The 24,064-nt window shown below is 63.8% G+C and carries 21 protein-coding genes and 1 pseudogene; 12 read left to right on the top strand and 10 right to left on the bottom strand.

The window, feature by feature from the left end; genetic code table 11:
* Positions 1 to 182: 182 nt before the first annotated feature.
* Positions 183 to 1,064, top strand: a complete 882-nt coding sequence (gene glxR, locus MB84_RS10445; protein WP_046291730.1) for a 2-hydroxy-3-oxopropionate reductase — start codon at positions 183 to 185, stop codon at positions 1,062 to 1,064.
* A gap of 211 nt (positions 1,065 to 1,275) precedes the next feature.
* On the opposite strand, the gene MB84_RS10440 is transcribed toward glxR, so the two are convergent.
* The 8 genes and pseudogenes from MB84_RS10440 to MB84_RS10410 all read right to left on the bottom strand — a co-directional run bounded on the left by MB84_RS10440 (position 1,276) and on the right by MB84_RS10410 (position 8,101).
* Entirely contained in the window at positions 1,276 to 2,316 is a 1,041-nt protein-coding gene (locus MB84_RS10440) for an asparaginase (protein WP_046291729.1), read from the bottom strand.
* Between the two features lie 114 nt (positions 2,317 to 2,430).
* Entirely contained in the window at positions 2,431 to 3,369 is a 939-nt protein-coding gene (locus tag MB84_RS10435; protein WP_046291728.1) for a CysB family HTH-type transcriptional regulator, read from the bottom strand.
* 81 nt (positions 3,370 to 3,450) lie between these two features.
* Positions 3,451 to 3,588, bottom strand: a complete 138-nt coding sequence (locus MB84_RS31705; RefSeq protein WP_425415909.1) for a hypothetical protein — start codon at positions 3,586 to 3,588, stop codon at positions 3,451 to 3,453.
* A gap of 203 nt (positions 3,589 to 3,791) precedes the next feature.
* Positions 3,792 to 4,527, bottom strand: a pseudogene (locus MB84_RS10430) (sulfate/molybdate ABC transporter ATP-binding protein); the annotation flags it as partial.
* A gap of 57 nt (positions 4,528 to 4,584) precedes the next feature.
* Positions 4,585 to 5,490 (bottom strand): sulfate ABC transporter permease subunit CysW, encoded by a 906-nt coding sequence (gene cysW / locus MB84_RS10425; protein WP_046291726.1) that lies wholly within the window; start codon positions 5,488 to 5,490, stop codon positions 4,585 to 4,587.
* 30 nt (positions 5,491 to 5,520) lie between these two features.
* Positions 5,521 to 6,384 carry a sulfate ABC transporter permease subunit CysT gene (gene cysT, locus MB84_RS10420; protein WP_046291725.1) on the bottom strand — a complete coding sequence of 288 codons (864 nt, stop codon included), beginning with the start codon at positions 6,382 to 6,384 and terminating at the stop codon, positions 5,521 to 5,523.
* A gap of 16 nt (positions 6,385 to 6,400) precedes the next feature.
* Positions 6,401 to 7,357, bottom strand: coding sequence for a sulfate ABC transporter substrate-binding protein (locus tag MB84_RS10415; RefSeq protein ID WP_046291724.1), 957 nt, complete (start codon positions 7,355 to 7,357; stop codon positions 6,401 to 6,403).
* Between the two features lie 207 nt (positions 7,358 to 7,564).
* Positions 7,565 to 8,101, bottom strand: a complete 537-nt coding sequence (locus MB84_RS10410) for a TetR/AcrR family transcriptional regulator (RefSeq protein ID WP_245725524.1) — start codon at positions 8,099 to 8,101, stop codon at positions 7,565 to 7,567.
* Between the two features lie 156 nt (positions 8,102 to 8,257).
* On the opposite strand from MB84_RS10410, the gene MB84_RS10405 reads away from it, so the two are divergent.
* The 8 genes from MB84_RS10405 (at position 8,258) to MB84_RS10370 (ending at position 18,275) form a co-directional block, all read left to right on the top strand.
* Entirely contained in the window at positions 8,258 to 9,769 is a 1,512-nt protein-coding gene (locus MB84_RS10405; protein ID WP_046293641.1) for an FAD-dependent oxidoreductase, read from the top strand.
* An 89-nt stretch (positions 9,770 to 9,858) separates the two neighbouring features.
* Positions 9,859 to 10,278 carry a hypothetical protein gene (locus tag MB84_RS10400; RefSeq protein WP_046291722.1) on the top strand — a complete coding sequence of 140 codons (420 nt, stop codon included), beginning with the start codon at positions 9,859 to 9,861 and terminating at the stop codon, positions 10,276 to 10,278.
* 183 nt (positions 10,279 to 10,461) lie between these two features.
* Positions 10,462 to 11,763, top strand: a complete 1,302-nt coding sequence (locus MB84_RS10395; protein ID WP_046291721.1) for a TolC family protein — start codon at positions 10,462 to 10,464, stop codon at positions 11,761 to 11,763.
* 11 nt (positions 11,764 to 11,774) lie between these two features.
* Complete coding sequence (locus tag MB84_RS10390) at positions 11,775 to 13,175, top strand: efflux RND transporter periplasmic adaptor subunit (RefSeq protein WP_052653140.1); 1,401 nt, start codon at positions 11,775 to 11,777, stop codon at positions 13,173 to 13,175.
* Positions 13,172 to 16,432 carry an efflux RND transporter permease subunit gene (locus MB84_RS10385; protein ID WP_046291720.1) on the top strand — a complete coding sequence of 1,087 codons (3,261 nt, stop codon included), beginning with the start codon at positions 13,172 to 13,174 and terminating at the stop codon, positions 16,430 to 16,432. Before MB84_RS10390 ends, MB84_RS10385 begins: the two co-directional genes overlap by 4 nt.
* Complete coding sequence (locus tag MB84_RS10380; protein ID WP_046291719.1) at positions 16,429 to 16,788, top strand: copper-binding protein; 360 nt, start codon at positions 16,429 to 16,431, stop codon at positions 16,786 to 16,788. The genes MB84_RS10385 and MB84_RS10380 overlap by 4 nt, the downstream gene beginning before the upstream one ends.
* 205 nt (positions 16,789 to 16,993) lie before the next feature.
* Positions 16,994 to 17,647 carry a transcriptional repressor LexA gene (lexA, locus tag MB84_RS10375; RefSeq protein ID WP_039398858.1) on the top strand — a complete coding sequence of 218 codons (654 nt, stop codon included), beginning with the start codon at positions 16,994 to 16,996 and terminating at the stop codon, positions 17,645 to 17,647.
* A gap of 205 nt (positions 17,648 to 17,852) precedes the next feature.
* On the top strand, positions 17,853 to 18,275 hold the full coding sequence (locus MB84_RS10370; protein WP_046291718.1) for a hypothetical protein: 423 nt from the start codon (positions 17,853 to 17,855) through the stop codon (positions 18,273 to 18,275).
* A 154-nt stretch (positions 18,276 to 18,429) separates the two neighbouring features.
* Here MB84_RS10370 and MB84_RS10365 read toward each other — a convergent pair whose 3' ends face one another.
* Together MB84_RS10365 and typA are read right to left on the bottom strand one after the other, a co-directional pair.
* Positions 18,430 to 19,542 (bottom strand): enoyl-CoA hydratase/isomerase family protein, encoded by a 1,113-nt coding sequence (locus tag MB84_RS10365; protein ID WP_046291717.1) that lies wholly within the window; start codon positions 19,540 to 19,542, stop codon positions 18,430 to 18,432.
* Positions 19,543 to 19,702: 160 nt separating this feature from the next.
* Positions 19,703 to 21,526: a translational GTPase TypA gene (gene typA / locus MB84_RS10360; RefSeq protein ID WP_046291716.1), complete on the bottom strand. Its 1,824-nt coding sequence runs from the start codon at positions 21,524 to 21,526 to the stop codon at positions 19,703 to 19,705.
* On the opposite strand from typA, the gene MB84_RS29850 reads away from it, so the two are divergent.
* From MB84_RS29850 to MB84_RS10350, 3 genes are all read left to right on the top strand, one after another.
* Positions 21,525 to 21,734 (top strand): hypothetical protein, encoded by a 210-nt coding sequence (locus MB84_RS29850; RefSeq protein WP_157122684.1) that lies wholly within the window; start codon positions 21,525 to 21,527, stop codon positions 21,732 to 21,734. The two genes, typA and MB84_RS29850, sit on opposite strands and share 2 nt — an antisense overlap.
* A 100-nt stretch (positions 21,735 to 21,834) precedes the next feature.
* Positions 21,835 to 22,344 (top strand): MarR family winged helix-turn-helix transcriptional regulator, encoded by a 510-nt coding sequence (locus MB84_RS10355; RefSeq protein WP_052653138.1) that lies wholly within the window; start codon positions 21,835 to 21,837, stop codon positions 22,342 to 22,344.
* Between the two features lie 135 nt (positions 22,345 to 22,479).
* Positions 22,480 to 24,012 carry an efflux transporter outer membrane subunit gene (locus MB84_RS10350; protein ID WP_046291715.1) on the top strand — a complete coding sequence of 511 codons (1,533 nt, stop codon included), beginning with the start codon at positions 22,480 to 22,482 and terminating at the stop codon, positions 24,010 to 24,012.
* The last annotated feature ends 52 nt before the right edge of the window (positions 24,013 to 24,064 follow it).

Here is a 24,064-nt window from a genome sequence, read left to right as displayed (position 1 = left end):
CCCTCGCAATAACCGACCGGGTTTCGACGAGGAAGGGCCCCGCCGGCCGCATGCAGGGGGCATGCGGCCGGAGCACGGGGAATGCGTGAGCGCTCATTGCCTGTAGCACTCACGCACGCATGGCCTGCCCGTCCAACGGTCGGCAACAACAACTTCAAACTTTGGCAACAAGGAGTCTCGAAATGGCACAACTCGGTTTTATTGGTCTGGGCATCATGGGCGCGCCGATGGCGAAGCATCTGCAAAACGCCGGTCACAAGCTGTTCCTGTACGAGCGTCGCACGCCGCCGCAAGACCTGATCGACGGTCAGGCCACCGTTTGCACGTCGGCCAAGGAAGTCGCCAAGCGCGCCGATATCGTGTTCGTGATGGTGCCGGACACCCCTGACGTCGGTGCTGTGCTGTTCGGTGAGGACGGTCTGGCAGAAGGTCTGACGGCGGGCAAGATCGTCGTCGACATGAGCTCGATCTCGCCGATCGAAACGAAGGAATACGCCAAGAAGATCAAGGCGCTGGGCTGCGAATACCTCGACGCTCCGGTCTCGGGTGGCGAAGTCGGCGCGAAGGCCGCGTCGCTGTCGATCATGGTCGGCGGCTCGCAAGCCGCGTTCGACGACGTGAAGCCGTTCTTCGAGCTGATGGGCAAAAACATCACGCTCGTGGGCGACAGCGGCGCCGGACAGACCTGCAAGGTCGCCAACCAGATCGTGGTGGCACTGACGATCGAAGCCGTGGGCGAAGCCCTGCTGTTCGCGTCGAAGGCCGGTGCAGATCCCGCGAAGGTGCGTGCAGCCCTGATGGGTGGCTTCGCTTCGTCACGCATTCTGGAAGTGCACGGCGAGCGCATGGTCAAGCGCAACTTCGAACCGGGCTTCCGCATCGCGCTGCACCAGAAGGATCTGAACCTGGCGCTGCAAACGGCGAAGACCCTCGGCGTGTCGCTGCCCAACACGGCCACGGCGCAGGAACTGTTCAATGCCTGCGCAGCCAACGGCGGCGCAGCATGGGATCACTCGGGCATGGTGCGCGCGCTGGAAATGCTCGCGAACCACACCGTCGCCTGAGATTAAAAGACAGGCCCCGCCGCGACGTCGTGTCGCGGCGCGAGACCGCACCGCGCATTTCGCGAGAAGACGAAGAAAACGGCCATCAGAAAAGCCGTCGGCAATAGCAGGGTGAGGTGAGGGATGGGGCGCGCGCGTCGACAGACGCCACGCCGAGCGTCACGGCGCCAGTCAAGCGAAAGCAGGACTCGCGCCGTATTTTTTGCGTCGCTCAATACTCGTCGAAAAGACTTTGCATGCGCTCGCGCGGCACGCCCGCTTGCAGCGCCAGCATCAGCAGCACGCGCGCCTTGTACGGATGCAGGTTGCCGGTGCTCACGAAGCCGTACTGATCGTCCGGCGCCGCGCCGTTATGCATCACGTGACCGCTACCCACGCGCGACGCACGCACGACCGTCACACCGCGTTGCACCGCCTCGGCCAACGCCTGCTGCAACAGCGAGTGCAGCGAGCCGTTGCCGGTCCCGGCGACCACAATACCCTGCACGCCCGCTTCCACCAGCGCGTCGACCGCAATGCGCGACACGCCCGCGTAGCTCGATACCACTTCCACCGCAGGCAACTCGCCGGACAGCCCGACGAATTCGCTCTCGACGGTGTGGTACTGGAGCGGCTCGCGCTGAAACGCCACGCGCTCGTCCTGCACCCAGCCGATCACGCCGATTTCCGGCGAATGGAACGCGTCGACCTTGTAGGTGCTTGTCTTGATAACGTCGCGGGCGCAGTGGATCTGATTGTTGATGGCGACCATCACGCCGCGGCCGGCCGAGATCGGGTCGGTGGCCACCCGCACCGCGTTGAGCAGATTGAGCGGGCCGTCGGCCGAGAGTGCCGTCGCAGGCCGCATCGCCGCGGTCATGACGACCGGCTTGCGGCTGTTGATCGTGAGATGCAGGTAATACGCCGTCTCTTCGAGCGTATCGGTGCCGTGCGTAATCACGGCACCGGCCACATCGGGCTGCGCCAGCAAGGCGTTCACGCGGGCGGCCAGTTTCTGCCACAGCGAAACGCTGATGTCCTTGCTGTCGATCTGCGCGACCTGTTCGGCGTGAATGTGGGCCACGTTACCCAGCGCGGGCACGGCGGCGAGCAGATCCTGAACACCGAGCGCTCCGGCCTGATAACCGGCGGTGCGCGTGGCGTCGGCCGCGCTGCCCGCAATCGTGCCGCCCGTGGCGAGCAGCGCAATGCGCGGCAATTCGCCCGAGGACACGGTGTAATGAGGAATCGGGTTGAATGAGGTCAATGTCATGCCAGCGATTGTATCCAATACTGCCCCGCTTCCCAATCCTTCCGATCGCTGAAAACGTAGATCCCGCCACCGGGGCGGGATCGGCTCAGCAGCGCCAACATCCGGCGGGAAACGTCAGGCCGCAAACTCCAGCGCCTCGCGCAACTGCGTCGAGATTTCCTGCTCCTTGAGCGCAGGCGCGAGCATTTCGATGAAACGATACGCGTACGAGCGCAGGAACGCACCGCGTCGCAGGCCGATGCGCGTCGTGCTCGGCTCGAAGGCATTTTCGAGCTCCAGGACCGCCAGATCCTGATCCTTACGCGGGTCGACCGCCATCGCAGCCACAATACCGATGCCCAGCCCGAGTTCGACGTACGTCTTGATGACGTCCGTATCGAGTGCGGTGAGCACGATATCCGGCACCAGCCCTTGATCGGTGAACGCCTTGTCTACGTGCGAGCGGCCCGTGAAATCGCCGTCATACGTGATGATCGGGTATTCGGCGATGTCGGCCAGCGTCAGGTTCTCGAGTCCGACCAGCGGATGGTCCTTCGGCACAACGGCCACGTGATGCCACGAATAGCACGGGAACGTGACGATGTCGGGAAAGCGGTCGAGCGCCTCGGTCGTAATGCCGATATCCGCTTCGCCGTCGATCACCATCTGCGCGATCTGTCGCGGGCTGCCCTGGCGCAACGCCAGATGCACCTTCGGGAAGACGCTCGTGAACTCCTTGATCACCTGCGGCAGCGCGTAGCGCGCCTGCGTGTGTGTGGTGGCGACCACGAGGTGCCCGCTGTCCTGATCGGCGAACTGACGCGCCACACGGCGCAGGTTCTCGGCGTCGAGCAGCATGCGCTCGATCAGTTGCAGGACCGCCTTGCCCGGTTCGGTCAGGCCCGTGAGGCGTTTGCCGCGGCGCACAAAAACATCCACGCCGAGTTCGTCCTCCAGATCCTTGATCTGCTTGCTCACGCCCGATTGCGACGTGTACAGCGCACTGGCCGCTTCCGTCAGATTGAGGTTTTGCCGAACTGCTTCGCGCACATAGCGCAATTGCTGAAAATTCATGATCTAACTCCGCCCTGTTGCTTGTCTGTCCGTGACGTCTATGGATGAAGTACTGCTTATAGTTTTGACGTGTGCCGCGCGTTATGCCTGTGCCGAAAACACCCGCAATTGACGCGGCACCGCGCGCAGCGTCGTTCCCGCATCCGCGCCGAGGGCCTTCCAGCCCGAGCGCGTGAGTTCGGCTTCCCACACGGCGTCGCCGGGTGCGGCAAGCTCCACACGCACCGTGCCGCCCAGCGGAATCGCGCGACGCACCGCCACGTCGATGCCCGGCCCGCCATCGCCCGCCGGCACCAGCGCCAGATCGTGCGGACGCACATACGCAATCGCCCGACCGTCCTGGGGCACGGCAGGCAGATCGTCCTTGTGTACCGTCACGCGATACTTGCCCGCGTCCGCAATGAAATCGTGCGTCTGCAACTCGCCCGACAGACGATTCGCCGCGCCGAGAAACTCGTACACGAACGCACTCTGCGGGGTGTCGTAGACGTCCTGCGGTGCGCCGATCTGCTCGACCTTGCCGCGATTCATCAGCACGATGCGATCGGCCACTTCGAGCGCTTCTTCCTGATCGTGCGTGACGAAAATCGTCGTGATGTGAAGCTCGTCGTGGAGACGGCGCAGCCAGCTGCGCAGTTCCTTGCGCACCTTGGCGTCGAGCGCACCGAACGGCTCGTCGAGCAACAGCACTTTCGGCTCGACCGCCAGCGCGCGTGCGAGCGCAATACGCTGACGCTGCCCGCCCGACAACTCTGCCGGGTAATGATCGGCCAGCCAGTCCAACTGCACCAGGCCCAGCAGCTCATGCACCTTGTTGCGAATCTGCGCGTCCGAGAGGCGATCGCGGCGCGACTTCACGCGCAGGCCGAACGCCACGTTCTCGAACACCGTCATATGACGGAACAATGCGTAGTGCTGGAACACGAATCCGACCTGACGCTCGCGCGTGCCCACGGACGCGACGTCCTCGCCGTTAAGGACCACGCGTCCCGCGTCGGCAAACTCCAGCCCGGCGACGATACGCAGCAGCGTCGTCTTGCCGCAGCCCGACGGCCCGAGCAGCGCGACCAGTTCCCCCGTGGGGAATTCGAGACTGACGTCGTCGAGTGCGGCAAAATCGCCGAAACGCTTGGAAACCTGTTGTACCTGGATGCTCATTTGTCTTGCTCCTCGATGCTATTCGACGCGACTCGTCCGGTGTCCGTGGATACCTGCTCAGGCCAGCACGGCGTCTTCGCGACGCGCAGCCTTGTCCTGCGCCAGCTTGTGTTCCGCCCAGAGCTTCAACCCGAGCGTGGCCAGTGCAAGCAGCGCCAGAATAGACGCCGCTGCGAATGCACCGACCGTGTGGTAGTCGTTGTATTCGATTTCCACATGCAGCGGCAGCGTGTTCGTCTCGCCGCGAATGTGCCCCGAGACGACCGACACCGCCCCGAACTCGCCCATTGCACGGGCGTTACAGAGGATCACGCCGTACAGCAGGCCCCACTTGATCTTCGGCAGCGTCACGCGCGTGAACACCTGCCAGCCACTCGCGCCCAGCACGCGGGCAGCCTCTTCTTCCTCGCTGCCCTGCGCCTGCATCAGCGGAATCAGCTCGCGCGCGACGAACGGGAAGGTCACGAACACCGTCGCGAGCACCAGCCCGGGCAACGCGAACACGACCTTCAGGTTGTGCGCGTCCAGAAAGTCCCACAGGGGGCCCTGACGACCGAAGATCAGCAAGAAGGTCAGGCCCGCGACGACCGGCGACACCGAAAACGGCAGGTCGATCAGCGTGGTGAGAATGCTCTTGCCCTTGAAGTCGAAGCGCGCGATCGCCCACGACGCCGCCACGCCGAACACCAGATTCAGCGGCACTGCAATCACGGCGATCAGCAACGTCAGACGAATGGCCGAGAGCGCATCGTCGTTCGTGAGCCCGTCCCAGTATGCGGCGAAACCCTTGCCCAGCGCGGTGACGAAGACCGACGCGAGCGGCAGCAACAGAAACAGCGTAAAGAACAGCAGGGCCACACCGATGAGGATGACTTTGACGAACGCGGGCTCGTCGGTCGGATCGGCTTTGCGTGCCTTCACCGATTGCGGCAAAGCCTGCGAGAGTGCGAGTGAATCGGACATGATCGAAACGTTCTCTTCGTGATTTCTGAGTCACGCGCCGCTGGCGCGACGCCCCGAATGACGGCGTTGCAGCCACCATTGCAGCGTATTGATGAGGAGCAGCAGTACGAACGAGATCAGCAGCATCACCACTGCCAGCGCCGCCGCCCCTGCAAAGTCGTACTGTTCGAGCTTGGTGATGATCAGCAGCGACGTGATCTCGGAGACCATCGGAATGTTGCCCGCGATGAAAATCACCGAACCGTACTCGCCGACCGCACGCGCAAACGCCAGCGCAAACCCCGTCAGCAACGCAGGCAGCACCGCCGGGAGAATCACGTGACGCAGCGTCTGCCAGCGGGTCGCCCCCAGACACGCCGCCGCCTCTTCCTGCTCGCGCTCGAACTCTTCGAGCACGGGTTGAAGCGTACGCACGACGAACGGCAGGCCGATGAACGTGAGCGCCACGAAAATGCCCAGCGGCGTGAAGGCGATCTTGATGCCGAGCGGCTCGAACCAGCGTCCGATCCAGCCGTTCGGCGCGTAGATGGCGGCCAGCACGATGCCCGCGACCGACGTCGGCAAGGCGAAAGGCAGATCGATCAGCGCGTCGACGAAACGCTTGCCCGGGAACGTGTAGCGCACCAGCACCCACGCCAGGATGAAGCCGAAAAATGCGTTCAGCGTCGCCGCCGCGAGCGAGATGCCGAACGTGAGGCGGTACGACGCCAGCACGCGCGGCGAACTCACTGCGGCGACGAAGCTCGCCCAGTCGAGCGAACTTGCCTTGATGAAGACCATCAGCAACGGCACCAGCACCACGAGGCTCAGGTACGCGACGGTGTAGCCCATCGTCAGGCCAAAGCCCGGCAAGGCACTTGGCTTGCGCCACATTGGAAAGAGTGCGGTACTCATGCGATGGTCCCTGCCTTTACTTCTTAGTGTAGATCTGGTCGAAGATACCGCCGTCGGCGAAGTGCTTCGCCTGCGTCTTCGTCCAGCCGCCCAGATCGGCGTCCACCGTGTAAAGCTTGAGCTTCGGATACTGCGACTCATACTTCTTGGCGATTTCCGGCGAGCGCGGACGATAGAAGTGCTTCGCGGCAATCTCCTGCCCCTGCGGCGGGTACAGCCATTGCAGGTAGGCTTCGGCGGCCTTGCGCGTGCCATGCTTGTCGACGTTCTTGTCGACGATGGCCACCGGCGGTTCCGTCAGGATCGACGACGACGGCACCACGATATCGAACTTGTCCGGACCGAGGTCCTTCACCGACAGCAGCGCTTCGTTTTCCCAGGCGATCAGCACGTCACCGATGCCGCGTTCCACGAAGGTCGTGGTCGCACCGCGCGCGCCCGAATCCAGCACGCCGACGTTCTTGTAAATGGCCTTCACGAAATCCTGCGCCTTCTGCTCGTTACCGCCCGGCTGCTTGAGCGCGTAAAGCCATGCGGCGAGGTAGTTCCAGCGGGCGCCAGCCGAGGTCTTCGGGTTCGGCGTCACCACGCTGATGCCCGGCTTGGCGAGGTCGTTCCAGTCCTTGATGCCCTTGGGATTGCCCTTGCGCACGAGCAACACGATGGTCGAGGTGTACGGCGTGGCGTTGTCCGGCAGACGCTTCTGCCAATCCTTGTTCACGAGACCGGCGGTGGCCAGTTCGTCGATGTCGGCTGAGATGCCGAGCGTGACGACGTCGGCGGGCGCGCCATCGAGCACCGTGCGGGCCTGCTTGCCCGAGCCGCCGTGCGACGCCTTCACCGTCACCGTGTCGCCAGCGACTTGCTTGTAGTGGGCCTCGAAGGCCTTGTTGTAGTCGGCGTACAGCTCACGCGTCGGGTCGTACGACACGTTGAGCAGCGACAGACTTGCGGCCTGCGCCTGAATCGTCATGCCGGCGGCCAGCGCCAGACACCCAGCGCGACTGCCAGCTTCTTAGCTTTCCATCCCCGTGCTGCTTTGCTCATGACTTGCACTCCTTGTTTGCTTCTCGTGTGTAGGAGGCCAGTCTATGGGGGCGTCTAAATAATTAAAAATAATATTTTTTCTTTTGTTTATGCCGGAATAAGGATTAGAGAAATTGTGCTGACGAGCCAGCCATCAGACGTAGGGGGTGCCGTCGAGGGCGGCGGCAATCCCTGTACACCCCCGGTCTACAAGGCTCAGGAAGGTTTTCTGTGCCGCAGCGGTGTCCTGCGTCAGGCCGAATATGCGATGGGCGTTGAGGAAGGCGACCGTCCAGGCGGCGAGCAACAGTGCGGCGGCCAGTTGGGCTTCGGTGTCCGGCGTCTGCCGGTCGGCCGTCTCGGCGAGTGCCCGCGCCACGACGTCGGCCAGTTCGTCCCGGATCGCCCGGGCGCGCGCCTTGAGCGTCTCGCTGCCTTCGATCGTTCGGATAAAGCCCTGACTCTGGGCCGAAAAGTCCACGAAGGGGCTGTTCTGTGCCACCAGGCGATGCGCCAGACGCCGCAGCGCCTCGACGGGCGCGATACCCGCATCCCGCTCACGGATGGCTTGCCGAAGCGCGTCGCGGCCCTCCTCGTCGCGGTCGAAGAACATGTCTTCCTTACGGGGGAAGTGATTGAAGACGGTCATGCGCCCGACGTCGGCCGCCGCCGCGATCTGATCGACTGTCACTTGATCGAAGCCGTGTTCGTGAAAAAGCCGTGTCGCTGCATTGGAAATGCCCTGCCGGGTGGCCAGGCGCTTGCGAGATCTCAAATCGGTTGGCGTTGACATGAGGTTCCTGACGATCTAGTTTACATGTACCCAGTACATATTTATACGAAGTATATGACAAACTCCATTGATGTTGTAGTGGTCGGCGCCGGTCCCGTCGGGCTCCTCGCCGCCATTGAACTGACGCTGGGCGGCGCACAGGTGCTCGTCCTCGAACGGCTGGCGTCGCCCAGTCAGGCGATGAAGGCGTTGTCCTTCGGGCCGCTCGCGGGCGAAGCGCTGTTGCGTCGTGGCATGCGTACGGCCATCGACGACGCGCAGCAACGCAGCGCACACGCCATGCAGGCGTTCACTCAACAGACGGGGGCGGATCTGGGCGTCCGTGCTTCGAAGTTTAATGGCCATTTCGCCGGGCTTTCCCTCATTCGGCGCGACGCGCAGGTCGACCCCGACAGGCGCCCGCGTCACGTCGATCAGCCCTCGCTGGAAGCGATGCTGGGCGCACGGGCGCGGGCGCTCGGCATCGAGGTGCGACGCGAGCATGAAGTGACGGGGATCGAGCAGTTCGATAACGGCGTCGAAGTCTCGTGGGCGTCGCCCGCCAGGCCGAGGCGCGTGCGCGCGGCATACCTCATCGGTTGCGACGGCGGGCGCAGCACCGTGCGCAAGCTGCGCGACTTCGCGTTCCCCGGCACCGCGCCGACGCTCACGTTTTATCAGGCGAGCGCCGATGTCGATCATCCGGAGCGCTTATTGCCGATCGGATGGAATCGAACGGAGCGAGGCGTGTTTTGCTACGGCCCCGTGCCCGGACGCCTGTTCATGCTCGACTTTTCCGGGCCGCCCGAGGACCGGCAAGCGCCTGTCACGCGCGAAGAGATCGAAGCGGTCCTGCGCCGCGCCAGCGGCCAGGAGGTACGCGTAAAGGCGCTGCATACCGCCAGTCGCTGGGCAGACAACACGCGCCTCGTCGACACCTACCAGCAGCAACGCGTGTTCCTCGCAGGCGACGCCGCACATGTTCACTCGCCCTTCGGCGGTCAGGGGTTGAGCCTTGGCCTGCTGGATGCGGCGAATCTCGGCTGGAAACTCGCCGCCGTCATTCGCGGCGATATGCCTGAATCCTTGCTCTCGACTTACACCGCCGAGCGGCGTCCGGTGGCCGAAGCGGTACTGGCGAACACGCGGGCGCAAGTCGCTATCCTGCGGCCGGACCCGCAATCCGGTGCGATGCGCGATCTCATCGCAAGGCTGATGGATTTCGACGACGTGAACCGCTTCATCGGGGAGATGATGACCGGCGTGTCCACGCGTTATGACCTCGGCCAACGCCAGACATCGCATCCCGATGTCGGACGCCTCGCGGGCGACTGGCAACTCTTCGACGGCACCCGCCTTTTCGACGCCATGCAAGACGGTCGCGCAGTCCTCCTCGACGGCACTGCGGACCGACGCGCATCGCAACACGTGCAGTCGACGACGACGCAGGTGCGCTGCCTCTCGATGCCGGAAGGGCCATCGTGGCTGCTACGGCCCGACGCCTGCATTGCATGGTGCAGTGAGCCGGATTGCACCGACGAACTCGCGGGACTGGGAGAAGCGCTGCGCCGCTGGATCGCCGCCTGATCCCTTCGACGAGCCAACGTCGGCGCGGGACACATCAAGACGCACGACGCGGCACTCGGCGCTGGCCTATTGGCGCTATACTCCGCGACGTGAAACTGCTCCGTCTCGTTCTCGTGCTGCTGTTGTGCGCTGTGCTGCCCCTAAGCGGGCTGGCGGCCAGCGGCATGGCAGGCGCGTGTCCGATGCAGATGACAGCGGCGTCGGACGAGGCCACTGTGATGATCACGGCGGTCGTAACGACGGCGGCACCCGCCAACGTCGCCGTATCTCCCCCGACGGAGATGGCCATGGATCACTGCGACGGCATGTCGATGCCCGCCGAGGGGAAGCCGGGGGGTCCCTTTTGCAAGGTGACGGCGCAATGCAACCTTGGCAGTCTCTACCACCCGACGCTCACACCTGACGTCGCGCGTCCGGTCAGCATCACCCGCAAAACCGGCTTCCACTACGCCAACGCCCTGCGCCTGCGCGCCCCCGACGGCCTCTGGCGGCCACCTACCTCGCTGTAACCCTCCGCAGGCGTCTGTCCCTCCCGCTTCGACCGTGTCACGCGCAGCCTCGACGGCTGACGCGACGCATGCGCCGACGCCTTCGACAGCCCCTATCCAGCTCCGGGTTCGCCGCATAAGCGGCGAGATCGTCCTTGTCAGGACGCGAATGCCAAACGGCATTCGTACGCGTGAGGTTTTCACATGCATTCCATTTTCAACGCGCCGGGTCGCCGGCGTGTCAGCGCACGCGCGTGCGCCGTCATTGCTTTGCTATGCGCTGCCAGCACGGCCAGTGCCGCCGCGTCGGTGCAAGCAGCGGCGTTATCGCTAGAAGCGTCGCTGCAATCCGCGACGGACCATTCCGCCGCACTTCAAGCGGCGCTGGCGTCGGTACGTGCGAGCACGCAGGCCGCAGCACGCGCCGGTCAGTTGCCCGATCCCACCCTCAAGGCGGGCGTCGACAATCTGCCCGTCAACGGCGATCAGCGTTTTACCGTCGGTGGGGATTTCATGACGATGCGGCGCATCGGCATCGAGCAGGAGTGGGTGTCGTCGGACAAGCGACGCCTGCGCTCCGACCTGGGTGAGCGCGTCGTAGACCGCCAGCGCTCCGGCTATCTGACGCAGGTCGCCAACATCCGTCAGCAGACGGCCATCGCCTGGCTGAACGCGCTCTACGCCAAGAAGTCTGCGGCTGTCGCTCAGGCGCTCGTCGACCACATGACGCACGAGTTGGCCGCGACCACCGCGTCGTACCGCGGCGCAAGAACCACGGCATCCGACGTTACGCAGGCGCGTCTCATGCTCGCGCAGGCACAGGATCAGGCACTCAAGACGCAGCAGGCCGAGCGCACGGCGCTCATCGGCCTGTCGCGCTGGACCGTCACGCCGGTGAGCGACGTCTCGGGCGAGCCGCCGTCGCTCGACAGCGCCGTCCCTGCGCTCGCACCGGACCAACTCGCGCGCGTGCAACCGACGCTCGTCACGGGCGCCGACGACATTGCCGTGGCCGATGCGGACACCGCCGTCGCCACCAGTAACCGCTCGTCCAACTGGACTTGGGAAGTGGCATATCAGCAGCGCGGCCCACAGTTCTCGAACATGGTGTCGGTCGGCGTGAGCATTCCCCTGCCGATCAACCGTTCGCAACGTCAGGATCGCGACGTTGCCGAGAAAACCGAACTCGCCGAGCGCGCTCGCCTGAGCTATCAGGACACACAACGTCAGGTCGAAGCCGACATCCGCACGCTCGGCACGTTGCTCGCGAACGGGCGCGAACGCATTGCGAACCTGCAAGGGTCGTTGCTGCCCGCAGCCGAGCAACGCGTCGCGCTTGCGAATGCCGCCTATCGCGGTGGCGCCGGCACCCTCGCCGACGTCTTCGCCGCTCGCCGCAGCCTGCTCGATTCCCAACTGCAAGTCTTCGATCTCCAGCGCGATGTGGCGCTGGTCTGGGCGCAGCTCGAGTTTCAAGTGCTCCCGCCTTCGATGGCCGACCGTTAAGAGACCTCCCCGTGAAAAAGAAAACTGCGATTTACGCCGGCACGGCCCTCTTCGCCGCTTGCGCTTTGCTCGCACTGGGCTATGCCGGTGGACAATACTTTGCGCCGGGCCACGCCAGCGCGAGCGCATCCGCCGCTTCCGACAATCTCGACGGCGCGCCCGCCGCCGGTCAGCGTCGCGTGCTGTACTGGCACGACCCGATGATGCCGGCGCAGCACTTCGACAAGCCCGGAAAGTCGCCCTTCATGGACATGCAACTCGTGCCCGTGTATGCCGACGAAGCCGGTAACGACGGTGTCCGGATCGATTCCGGCCTTCAACAGAACCTCGGCATCCGTTACGCCACGGTGCGACGCGCCGCCGTCGCGCCGGGCTTCGATGTCGTCGGCACCACGCAATTCGACGAATCGCAGGCCGATGTCGTGCAATCGCGCGTGACCGGCTACATCGACCGTCTGTACGCGAACGCCCCGATGCAGCGTGTCTCGCGGGGCGCGCCGGTGGCAGCGCTGTTCGTACCCGACTGGCTCGCGCCGCAGGAGGAATACCTCGCGCTCGTGCGTAGCGGGATGAGCGGCGCGCTGCTCGACGCCTCGCGCGCGCGCATGCGCGCCCTGTCGATACCCGACACGCTGATCGCCAGCCTGGAGCGCACCGGCCAAGCGCAAACGCATGTCGTGCTGAGCGCACCGCGCACCGGTGTGGTAACGGAGCTCAACGTGCGCAACGGCGCGATGGTCTCACCGGGGCAGACACTGGCGAAGGTGGCCGGCCTGTCGAAACTATGGCTCGTCGTCGAGATTCCCGAGGCGATGGCGCTGCGCGTGCATCCCGGCATGAAGGTCGACGCTACGCTCGCCGCCGACGAAACGCAGCACATCGACGCACGCGTGCGCGAAATTCTCCCCGGCATCAATCCCGGCACCCGGACGTTGCAGGCGCGCCTGGAGCTGGACAATGCAGGCGAGCGGCTCACGCCGGGGATGCTCGTGCGCGCGCACTTGAGCGACGCGAAGGCCGTGTCGCAACTGCTCGTGCCGTCCGAAGGGGTGATCGCCACGGGCAAGCGCAGCGTCGTCATCGTGCGCCAGGCCGACGGTGCGCTCATGCCTGTCACGGTGACTACCGGCATCGATGTCGGCGCGAACACCGTGGTGCTTCAGGGATTGACGCAGGGTCAGGAGATCGTCGCATCGGGACAGTTCCTGATCGACTCCGAAGCCAGTCTGAAATCGGTGCTGCCAAAGCTAAGCAACGCGTCCGATGCGACGGCGACTCCGTCTGAGCGCGCGGCATCCGGCGCATCATCGGACGCCTCATCGGACGCGTCCTCCGACGCATCGTCAGGCGCTTCTGCCATGTCGGCCATGCCAGGCAGGGATGGCGCCCAAGCCAGCGGAGGCCGCCAATGATCGCGCGCCTCATTCGCTGGTCGATACACCACCGGTTGCTGGTGCTGCTCGCGTCGTTGCTGCTGGCCGTCTGGGGTGCCTACTCGCTCACGCAGACACCGCTGGACGCCCTGCCGGATCTCTCGGATACGCAGGTCATCGTCAAGGCGTCGTATCCGGGCAAAGCGCCGCAGGTGGTCGAAGATCAGGTGACGTATCCGCTGACCACGACGCTGCTCGGCGTGCCCGGCGCCAGGACGATCCGCGCTTACTCGTCGTTTGGCGACGCCTTTGTCTACGTCCTCTTCGACGACAAGACGGATCAGTACTGGGCGCGCTCACGCGTGCTCGAATATCTGAATCAGGTGCAGAGCCGTTTGCCGCAAGGCGCAAAGGTGTCGCTCGGACCGGACGCCACGGGTGTCGGCTGGGTCTATGAGTATGCGCTCGTCGACCGTACCGGGCATCGCGATCTCGGCCAGTTGCGCGCGCTCAACGACTGGTTTCTGAAGTTCGAACTCAAGTCCGTGCCCGACGTCTCCGAAGTCGCCTCCCTCGGCGGCATGGTACGTCAGTACCAGGTCGTGCTCGATCCGGACAAGTTGCGCGCGTTCGGCATCTCGCAGGCCACCGTCGCCGAAGCGCTCGCGAAAGCGAATCAGGCCTCGGGCGGCTCGGTCGTCGAGATGGCGGAGTCGGAATATATGGTGCGCTCGACAGCGTATCTGCGCTCGCCGGACGACTTCCGTCGCGTGGTCATCCGTGCCGATGCCGCCGGCACACCGGTGTTGCTCGGCGACATCGCTCGCATTCAGATCGGACCGGAAGCGCGCCGGGGCGTGGCGGAGCTCAACGGACAGGGGGAAGTCGCGGGCGGTGTCGTCGTGATGCGCTCGGGCAAAAATGCGCTGGCGACCATCGAGGCCGTGAAAGCGAAACTCGCCGATCTCAAGCACTCGCTGCCGCCGGGCGTGGAACTTGTCACGACGTATGACCGCTCGCAACTCATCGAGCGCGCAGTCGACAACCTGAAAGACAAACTCATCGAAGAGTTCGTCATCGTCGGTATCGTCTGCGCCATCTTTCTGTTCCATCTGCGCAGCGCGCTGGTCGCCATTCTTTCGCTGCCGCTCGGCGTGCTCACTGCGTTTATCGTCATGCGCTATCAGGGGGTGAACGCCAACCTCATGTCGCTTGGTGGCATCGCCATTGCCATCGGGGCGATGATCGATGCCGCCATCGTCATGATCGAGAACGCGCACAAGCATTTCGAAGCGTTCGCGCATGCGCATCCGGGCGAGACGCTAAAACCATCGCGACGATGGGCACTCGTTGCCGAATCCGCCGCGGAAGTCGGCCCTGCCCTGTTCTTCTCGCTGCTGATCATTACGCTGTCGTTCATCCCTGTCTTCTCGCTCGAAGGACAGGAGGGCAAACTCTTCTCCCCGCTCGCGTTCACGAAGACGTACACGATTGCCGCCGCTGCCGGGCTGTCGGTGACACTGGTGCCGGTGCTGATGGGCTACCTCGTTCGCGGACGCATCCCGCAGGAGGCCGCCAACCCCATCAACCGGGTGCTGATGGCAATGTACCGTCCGCTGCTCGAAGCGACATTGCGCCGCCCGTGGATCACGCTCGGCGCGGCGCTCGTGGCGCTGGCGGTCACGGCGATCCCCATCTCCCGGCTCGGCGGTGAATTCATGCCGCCGCTCGACGAAGGCGATCTGCTGTACATGCCGACGGCGTTGCCGGGGATCTCGGTGCAGAAAGCGTCCGAATTGTTGCAGCAGACCGACCGGCTCATCAAGACGGTGCCCGAAGTGCAGACCGTGTTCGGAAAGTCGGGGCGCGCCGACTCAGCCACCGATCCCGCCCCGCTGGAAATGTTCGAGACGACCATCCGGTTCAAGCCGCGCAGTCAATGGCGTGCGGGCATGACGCCGCAGAAGCTGATCGACGAACTCGACAGCCGTGTGAAAGTCCCCGGGCTGTCGAATGTCTGGGTCCCCCCTATCCGCAACCGTCTGGACATGCTCTCGACCGGCATCAAAACGCCCGTGGGCGTAAAGATTTCGGGACCGGATCTTGCGGGGATCGACAAGATCGCGTCGCAAATCGAGGCGACGGTGAAGCATGCGCCGGGGGTGACGTCCGCACTCGCGGAACGACTGAACGGCGGACGTTATGTCGACGTCGATATCGACCGCCTTGCCGCTGCGCGCTATGGGCTGGCGATTGCCGACATTCAGGCCGTCGTCTCGTCCGCAGTTGGCGGCGAGAACGTCGGAGAAGTCATTGCGGGGCGCGAGCGCTTCCCGATCAACTTGCGCTATCCGCGTGAATTCCGCGACTCGGTAGAGACACTGCGCGACCTGCCGATCGTGACGGATCGCGGGGCACAGATTCGACTCGGCGACGTGGCGACACTTCGGGTCGAAGACGGGCCACCGATGATCCGCAGTGAAAACGCTCGATTGTCCGGGTACGTCTACATCGACCTGCGCAACACCGACCTGCAAACGGCTGTCGCTGGCATGCAGCGCCTCGTCGCCGAAAAAGTGGCCGTGCCGCCCGGGTATTCGATTGCATGGTCGGGGCAGTTCGAGTACCTCGAACGCGCAGCGGCCAAGTTGCGCACGGTGATCCCGATCACGCTCGCGGTCATCTTTGTGCTGCTCTTGCTGACATTCAACTCGGCCGTCGACGCGCTGATGCTGATGTCGACGATTCCCTTCGCGCTCGTTGGCGGCTTCTGGCTGATCTGGGGGCTGGGGCATGCGGTGTCGGTGGCAACCTCCGTGGGCTTCATCGCGCTGGCGGGGGTGGCGGCGGAATTCGGCGTTGTGATGCTGCTGTATCTGCGTGGTGCGCTGGACCGGCGACTGGCAAACGGCGCGACACCCGACGAAGCGCTGATCGTCGAGGCGATTCGCGAAGGCGCGGTCCTTCGCGTGCGGCCGAAAGCCATGACAGTCGCGGTCATTCTGGCCGGCCTCATCCCGATCATGATCGGCCACGGCGCAGGGTCCGAAGTCATGCAGCGTATCGCCGCCCCGATGGTCGGGGGCATGGTGACCGCCCCCCTGCTGTCCATGTTCGTCATTCCCGCCGCATGGCTGCTGTTGCAGCGGCGGCGCCTGCGGCGCGCGGTGCCACCGCTGGCGCCCCGGACAGCCGGTCTGTCAGATGCGCCGCATGCCGGCCCGTCCACAGTTGTCCCCTCTGTTGTTCCACACGGCACCGACGTGCCGTCCACTTCCTCTGGAGAAATGCAATGAAACAAGTCCTGATCGTTTCCGGTGTGCTTTTGGCTGGCTGGGGTGCTTCGGCATCGTCCGCATTCGCAGCCGGCGATTCAAGCCATATGGGCAACATGGCGATGCCGGGCAAACCGGCCGTCGACACCAGTGCCGACAGCGCGTTGACCGACGCGACGGTCAAGAGCATCGATACGTCGACCGGCATGGTGATGCTCGCGCACGGCGCGATGGCCAACATCGCCATGCCCGCCATGACGATGGCCTACAAGGCGAAGGATGCTGCCATGGCCAGGAGCGTGCATCCGGGTGACAAGGTGCGGGTGCGCGTGGAAAACGTCGGCGGCACGCTCATGATCGTTCGCATGGACAAGTAAGCGCCACGGCAGCCGCGCGACGAGCACCGGGCTTCCATGACGGGAAGCCCGGTGTTCCGGGGCGCGACGGCCCTCAAGGATTGGACGGACCGTCGTGAGACGGGCATGTCTAGCGCAAACTTCATGCAGTACATGAAGTTTTCCCTTGCGTTTTTGCAAACACTGTACAAAAATACAGCCACCTGTGCTTCCATACAGTGATGCCATGATCAAACTTACCGCCCGTCAACAGCAGGTCTATGAACTGGTTCAGCAAGCGATCGAGCGCACCGGCTTTCCGCCGACGCGCGCGGAGATTGCCGCAGAACTGGGCTTCTCCTCCGCCAACGCCGCCGAGGAGCACCTGCGGGCGCTGGCGCGCAAAGGCGTGATCGAGCTGGCCGCCGGTCAATCGCGTGGGATTCGCCTGAAGCGTCTGGACGACGCTGGCGGCACGCATCAGTTCACACTGCCGCACATGGGCCTCATGCAGTTGTCGCTGCCGCTCGTCGGCCGTGTCGCTGCAGGCAGCCCGATCCTGGCGCAGGAACATATCGAACGCAACTTCCAGTGCGATCCGAACATGTTTGCGCGTCAGCCCGATTACCTGCTGAAGGTGCGCGGAATGTCGATGCGCGACGCGGGCATTCTCGACGGCGACCTGCTTGCCGTGCAGAAGGCGGCCGACGCGCGCGAAGGTCAGATCGTCGTCGCACGCATCGGCGACGACGTGACCGTCAAGCGTTTTCACCGCGTGAAGGGCGGCGTCGAACTGATTGCCGAGAACCCCGATTTCGAAAACATCAATGTCGACGAAGGCAGCGGTGATTTCGCGCTGGAAGGGATTGCGGTCGGTCTGATTCGCAACAACGATCTATGAACGATCAATGAGCGGCCGCTGACGGTCGCTCATCGCGAACCGGGGTAGCGCGACACTGCGGCTCGCCCCACTCCCTGAAGATTTGCATTTGATTGCGCCGGGCTGGGTCCGGCGCCCGTGCCCTGCTGCGCCTACGATTCGTGAGACGAGCGCCATTCGCAGCGAGACACGTCCCTCTGACCCGCTTTGAAAGAAGGATCGCATCATGGCTCGACTCTTTGGTTTGCTGCGTACGTCTCTCGGTCAATCGCCTGTGCGCGTGTCGTCGCAAACGCGACTCTCTGCGGTGTACGGTCTCTCCGCGCTGTCCGGACCGTTTGCGTCGGCGCCTGCCATCGCCCGCTCCTATACCGTACCCACGCGCACGCGCACCACCACGCTGCCGCGCACCATTGCCGCCGCCGTCGCGTCGGCCACCCGCCGGGGTTGCCCCGCCGGGAAAGCCGTGAAGGCATTGCGCAATGTTCGGGAACAGCAGGCGCGTCGTGAGGTGCAAGACACGCAGGAAGGTCACGATGTGCGCGTTTATCGGGACAGGTCGCACATCGTGATGGTCGGCACGTTCGCCGACATCTGTCGCAAACTCGATCAGGCCGTTGGCGAACAGTTCTGCCAGGCGGCGGTTTGACGATTTGCACCGGCCCTTCAGCTCATTGGCTCGTTAGCTCGTTAGCGCGTTGCGCGAAGACGAGTTGAAGCCAGCACGGCACTCCGGTGCGTGCGGCTTATTCGCGACGACTCGCAGTCAAGCTCGCTTGCGTTGTGAAACGCACTTACCGGGGTCACTGCCCCAGCGTAAGCAACGGATGATCGGCACCGCAGCGCTCGCCGTCGAAGAATCGCGCGACGTCTTCCGGCGTCACCGCTTCGATGCTCGCGTGTTGCCAACGCGGCTTGTGGTCCTTGTCGATCACCATCGCGCGAATGCCCTCGACGCCTTCGGCCCCGGTGCGGCCGTCGAGATTGAAGACGCTGCGCATCATCAACCACTCTTCACGCAGTTCGTCCGCGAGCGACAACTTGCGGGCACGACGCACCTGCTCAAGCGCCACGCACGTCATCAACGGCGAACGCCTGGTGCGCAGCAGGTCTTCCGTCTCCTCCGCCCAGCCCGAGTATTCGCAACGTGCTTCGAGTTTGAGGCCCTTCAGAATCGCAGGCATGTCTGCCAGACCGAAGTGCTCGTCGATCACGCTGCGTAACGGCGCGAGCTTACCGGGTGCGAGACCGGCAGGTGGCAGACTTTCGCGCGCGAACGTGCGCGCCGCGTCCAGCACTGCATCGCTATCCTGCCAGTCGCCATTGGCCAGCCGGTCGCACAACTCGGGCAGCGACGCGCGCGGCACGACCACGTCCGCCAAACCGATTTCACACGCATCGACTGCGCCGAACACGATCCCTGTGGTGCCAAGGTACTCACCGAGGTGCCCCGCGAGATTCGCAAGGAAGAACCCGCCGCCGACATCCGGGAACAGACCGATGGCGGTCTCGGGCATCGCCATGCGCGTCGCCTCCGTGACGATGCGCAACGTCGCCCCTTGCGAGATGCCCATGCCACCGCCCATGACCACGCCGTCCATCAGCGCGATGTACGGCTTCGGATACGACGCGATCGTATAGTTGAGCCGATACTCGTCGGTGAAGAAATCCATGATGTCGGTGCGACCCGCGCTGATAGCCTCATGGAAGTAGCGAATGTCACCGCCCGCGCACAACCCCTTCTCGCCCTCGCCTCGCAGTACGACACCCAGCACCGTGGGATCGTCGCGCCACTGATCGAGCGCGAGAGCCATCGCACGAATCATGTCATGCGACAACGCATTGAGTGCCTTCGGGCGCGTCAGCGTGACGAAGCCGATACGGCCACGGATTTCGGTTCGAACAAAATCGGTCATGTCAGACAAGGACTCCGGAAACGTCAACGGATGGGGGGATGAAAGTTCTGGGCCAACAAAAGCAAAAAAGCCGGCGCATGGCACCGGCTTTTCTTCCAACGGACGGATCCCGCAGCGCGACGGACTTGCCATCCGTTGCACCGCGCTGCCATCGCCGGCTTTACTTCTCTTCGCGCGAGGCGCGCTTGCGCTCGTGTTCGATCAGGTGACGCTTGCGCAGGCGAATCGTCTGCGGCGTGACTTCGACCAGTTCGTCGTCGTCGATGAATTCCACGGCGTATTCGAGGCTCATCGCGATCGGCGGCACCAAGCGCACAGCTTCGTCGGTACCCGACGCACGCACGTTCGTGAGCTGCTTGCCCTTGATCGGGTTGACCACGAGGTCGTTATCGCGGCTGTGAATACCGATGATCATGCCTTCGTAGAGGGCGTCACCCGGCTTCACGAACATGCGACCACGATCCTGCAACTTCCACAGTGCGTAGGCCACGGCATCGCCGTTGTCCTGCGAGATCAACACGCCGTTACGACGCTCGCCCAGCGAACCATCCTTGACCGGTGCGTAGGCATCGAAGATGTGGCTCATCAGGCCCGTACCACGCGTCATCGACAGGAAATCGCCCTGGAAGCCAATCAGGCCACGCGCGGGAATGCGGTACTCAAGACGCGTACGGCCACGACCGTCCGACACCATGTCCAGCATTTCACCCTTGCGACGACCGATTTCCTCCATGACGCCGCCCTGGTGTTCGTCTTCCAGGTCGATGGTCAGCATTTCGTACGGCTCGTGCCTCACGCCGTCGATTTCCTTGATCACCACGCGCGGACGCGACACGGCCAGTTCATAGCCTTCGCGACGCATGTTCTCGATCAGAATCGTCAGGTGCAGTTCGCCACGGCCCGACACTTCAAAGACCGAGTCGCTGTCGGTGTCCTTCACACGCAGCGCCACGTTGTGATTGAGTTCCTTGTCCAGACGGTCGCGGATCTGACGGCTCGTCACGAACTTGCCTTCACGGCCGGCGAGCGGCGACGTGTTCACGCAGAAGTTCATCGTGAGCGTCGGCTCGTCGACGGTCAGCAGCGGCAGCGCTTCCGGCGTATCCACGTCGCAGATGGTCACGCCGATACCCACGTCTTCAATACCGTTGATCAGCACGATGTCGCCGGCTTCGGCGCCTTCGTCCGACATCACGCGCTCCAGACCCTTGAAGGTCAGCACCTGATTGATCTTGCGCTTGAGAATTTCACCGTCCGGGCCCGAACGCATCACCACTTGCTGGCCCGGCTTGACGCGGCCACGCGTGATACGGCCAATACCGATACGGCCGACGAACGTCGAGTAGTCGAGCGAGCTGATTTGCAACTGGAGCGGCGCGTCCGGATCGGCATCGCGAACCGGCACGTGTTCGAGGATCGCGTCGAACAGCGGCTTCATGGTGCCTTCGCGAACGTTCGAATCGAGGCTTGCGAAGCCGTTCAGGGCCGAAGCGTAGACGACCGGGAAGTCGAGCTGTTCGTTGGTGGCGCCGAGCTTGTCCATCAGATCGAACGTCTGGTCGATGACCCAGTCCGGACGTGCGCCCGGGCGATCGATCTTGTTGACCACGACGATCGGCTTCAGACCGAGGCCCAGGGCCTTGCGGGTCACGAAGCGCGTTTGCGGCATCGGGCCTTCGACGGCGTCGACGACCAGCAGCACGCTGTCGACCATCGAGAGCACACGCTCCACTTCACCGCCGAAGTCCGCGTGTCCCGGGGTATCGACGATGTTGATGTGCGTGCCTTCGTACTCGACGGCGCAGTTTTTGGCGAGGATCGTGATGCCGCGCTCTTTTTCGATGTCGTTCGAGTCCATCACGCGTTCAGCGACTTGCTGGTTTTCGCGGAAGGTGCCCGACTGGCGCAGCAACTGGTCGACGAGCGTGGTTTTGCCGTGGTCGACGTGCGCGATGATGGCGATATTACGGAGAGCGCGGGTCATGAAAGGGGTGCTCGAAAAAGCCTTTGAGGAATCCGCGATTCTACCACTTGCGCATGTCTCGCGTCATGGCCTTTCTGCATTGCAACAACGGCATGCACCATCGATGCACCGATTGCCTCACATTCGTCACGAAACCTACCGAGGATTCGTCTCCCTCCGCGTGCCCGCATTCTCGATGCAACGCATCCATTTAGAGCGTTCCATCTAATTTCGACCGCAATATTTGCCTAGACAACTATTGCATCGACTTGAAATTAATTAAGTAACCGCTATAATCGTGACAAGTCAACTATTGCAGCTGCACGAAAATGTCCGACCCTTCCGTCACTTTCTCCGCGACCGCGCCGACGTCTCAGCCGGACGCACCGCAAGCCGATCCCCCGCGTAACGGTTACGACATCGACGATTCCCTCGGGTATCTCGTGGCACGTGTGCGTCAGTTGATCATGGCGGAACTGACGAAGGAAACCTCGCAGTACGGCCTCACCAGCACGCAGGCGACCATGCTTTACAAGGTGGCGTCCGGCAAGAGCAAGACGGCAGCGGATCTCGCCCGTGACTACTGCATCGATGCAAGCGCGGTCACCCGCCTGCTCGACCGGCTCGAAGCGCACGGATTGCTCGTTCGCGAGCGCAGCAAGACGGACCGCCGCACCGTGAACCTGAGTGCAACGGAGGCGGGCAATGCGATGGCCGACCGGATGCCCGACATCTTCACGCGTGCGGCCGACCATCTGATGCGCGGTTTCAGCATCGAGGAAATCGGGTTTCTGAAGAGTCTGCTGCGACGGGTGATCGCCAACGGCGAGAGTGGATGACGGCGCGAACGCCTGCCCTCCGAATTGCCCCGATTCCCGTTCAGAAAAGTTTGCCGAGTCCACTATTGCAAGTCCTCGTCAGCCCCTGATTCCCGATTACTGTCAATACAAGACTTCACTCGTAAAGGTTTTGCGATGAAAGCGGCCTCACCGTTCCTCCCGCATCTGCGGGCCCGCTCAGCGATTTCCGCCCTCTGTCTGGCGGCTATGACGCTGGGTTTTGCCGGTTGTGCGAACTTCGCCGGCATTCATAGCGACAAGCAGATCACCACGCCTGAGCACTATCAGACCAAACGCAGCCTGCCCTCCGAGGGTGGCCAGTGGCCGGGCACCGATTGGGCCCAACGCTTCGGCGACCCGCAACTGGTCTCCCTGATCGACGAAGCCCTCGCGGGCAACCCCGATCTCGCCATGGCCGCCGCCCGTCTGAAGGCGGCGCAGGCGCAGACGGAAGGCGCCGCAGCCGCGCTCCTGCCGTCGGTCAATTTCAATGGCGACGTGTATCGCGAGAAGTTCACCGAAAACACCATCTACCCGCCGGGCTATGGCGGCACGTGGTTCACGCAGGGCGATCTGAATGCGTCGCTGTCGTGGGAACTCGATCTGTGGGGCAAGAACCGTTCGGCACGGGCGCAAGCCACGTCGGCCGAGCGCGCCGAAGAAGCCGAAGACCAGGAAGTGCGTCTCGCGCTGTCGACGGCCGTCGCCCGCTCCTATAACCAGCTCGCGCAGCAATACGCCCTGCACGACGTGCTTGAGCGCATCAGCAAGCAGCGCCAGAACCTTGGCAAGCTCACGGCCGATCGCGTGCGCGCCGGTCTCGACACGCAAGTCGAACAGAAGCAGGCCGACAGCAACAGCGCCGACATCCAGACGCAAATCGCACAGCTCGACGGCCAGATTCTGCTCACGCGTCACCAACTCGGCGTGCTGCTGGGCAAAGGCCCGGATCGCGGTCTGGAGATCGCGCCGCCGAAGCTCGCGCAGCTCGCCACGCCGGCCCTGCCGGACAACCTGCCGCTCGCCCTGCTCGGTCGCCGACCGGACATCGTCTCGGCCCGCTGGAGCGTGGAATCGCAACTGCAAGGCGTGGACGTTGCAAAGGCCCGGTTCTATCCGGACGTCAACCTGAACGCCGCGTTCGGCTTCTCCACCTTCGGGCTGGGCAAGCTGATCGATCCGAGCAGCCAGACCATTCAGGCCGGTCCGGTGATTACGCTGCCGATCTTCGACGGCGGACGCCTTCGTGCCAACCTCAAGGGTCAGTACGCCGCATACGAAAGCGCCGTGGCGAACTACGACTCGACGCTCAACAAGGCGCTCGGCGACATCGCCGACCGCATGTCGTCGATCCGTTCGGCCGACAAGCAGATGGTGTCGCAACGCGTAGCACAGGAAGCCGCACAACGCGCCTACGACCTCGCCGTCGACCGCTACAAGGCGGGGCTGACACCGCAACTGACCGTGCTGACGGCCGAATCGTCGCTGCTGGCGCAGGAACAGGCGCGCGTGAACATCGACAGCGCACGTCGCGACCAGCAAATCGGCCTGATCAAGGCACTGGGCGGCGGTTTCGAGGCGCAGTCGGCGGGACTCGTCCTGGGGCAGGAGCGCCCGACAAAGTCCGGCGGTACAGAAGCAGATGCGGCCAACGCACAAACGCACTGAACGTCACGCAAAACAAGACAAACGTCAAAAGCACATTGAGAGATTAGTACGG

Source organism: Pandoraea oxalativorans, from assembly GCF_000972785.3.
GTDB classification, from domain to species: Bacteria; Pseudomonadota; Gammaproteobacteria; order Burkholderiales; family Burkholderiaceae; genus Pandoraea; species Pandoraea oxalativorans.
The sequence above is the reverse complement of the archived record's forward strand: the minus strand, read 5'-3'. Positions and strand labels throughout refer to the sequence as shown.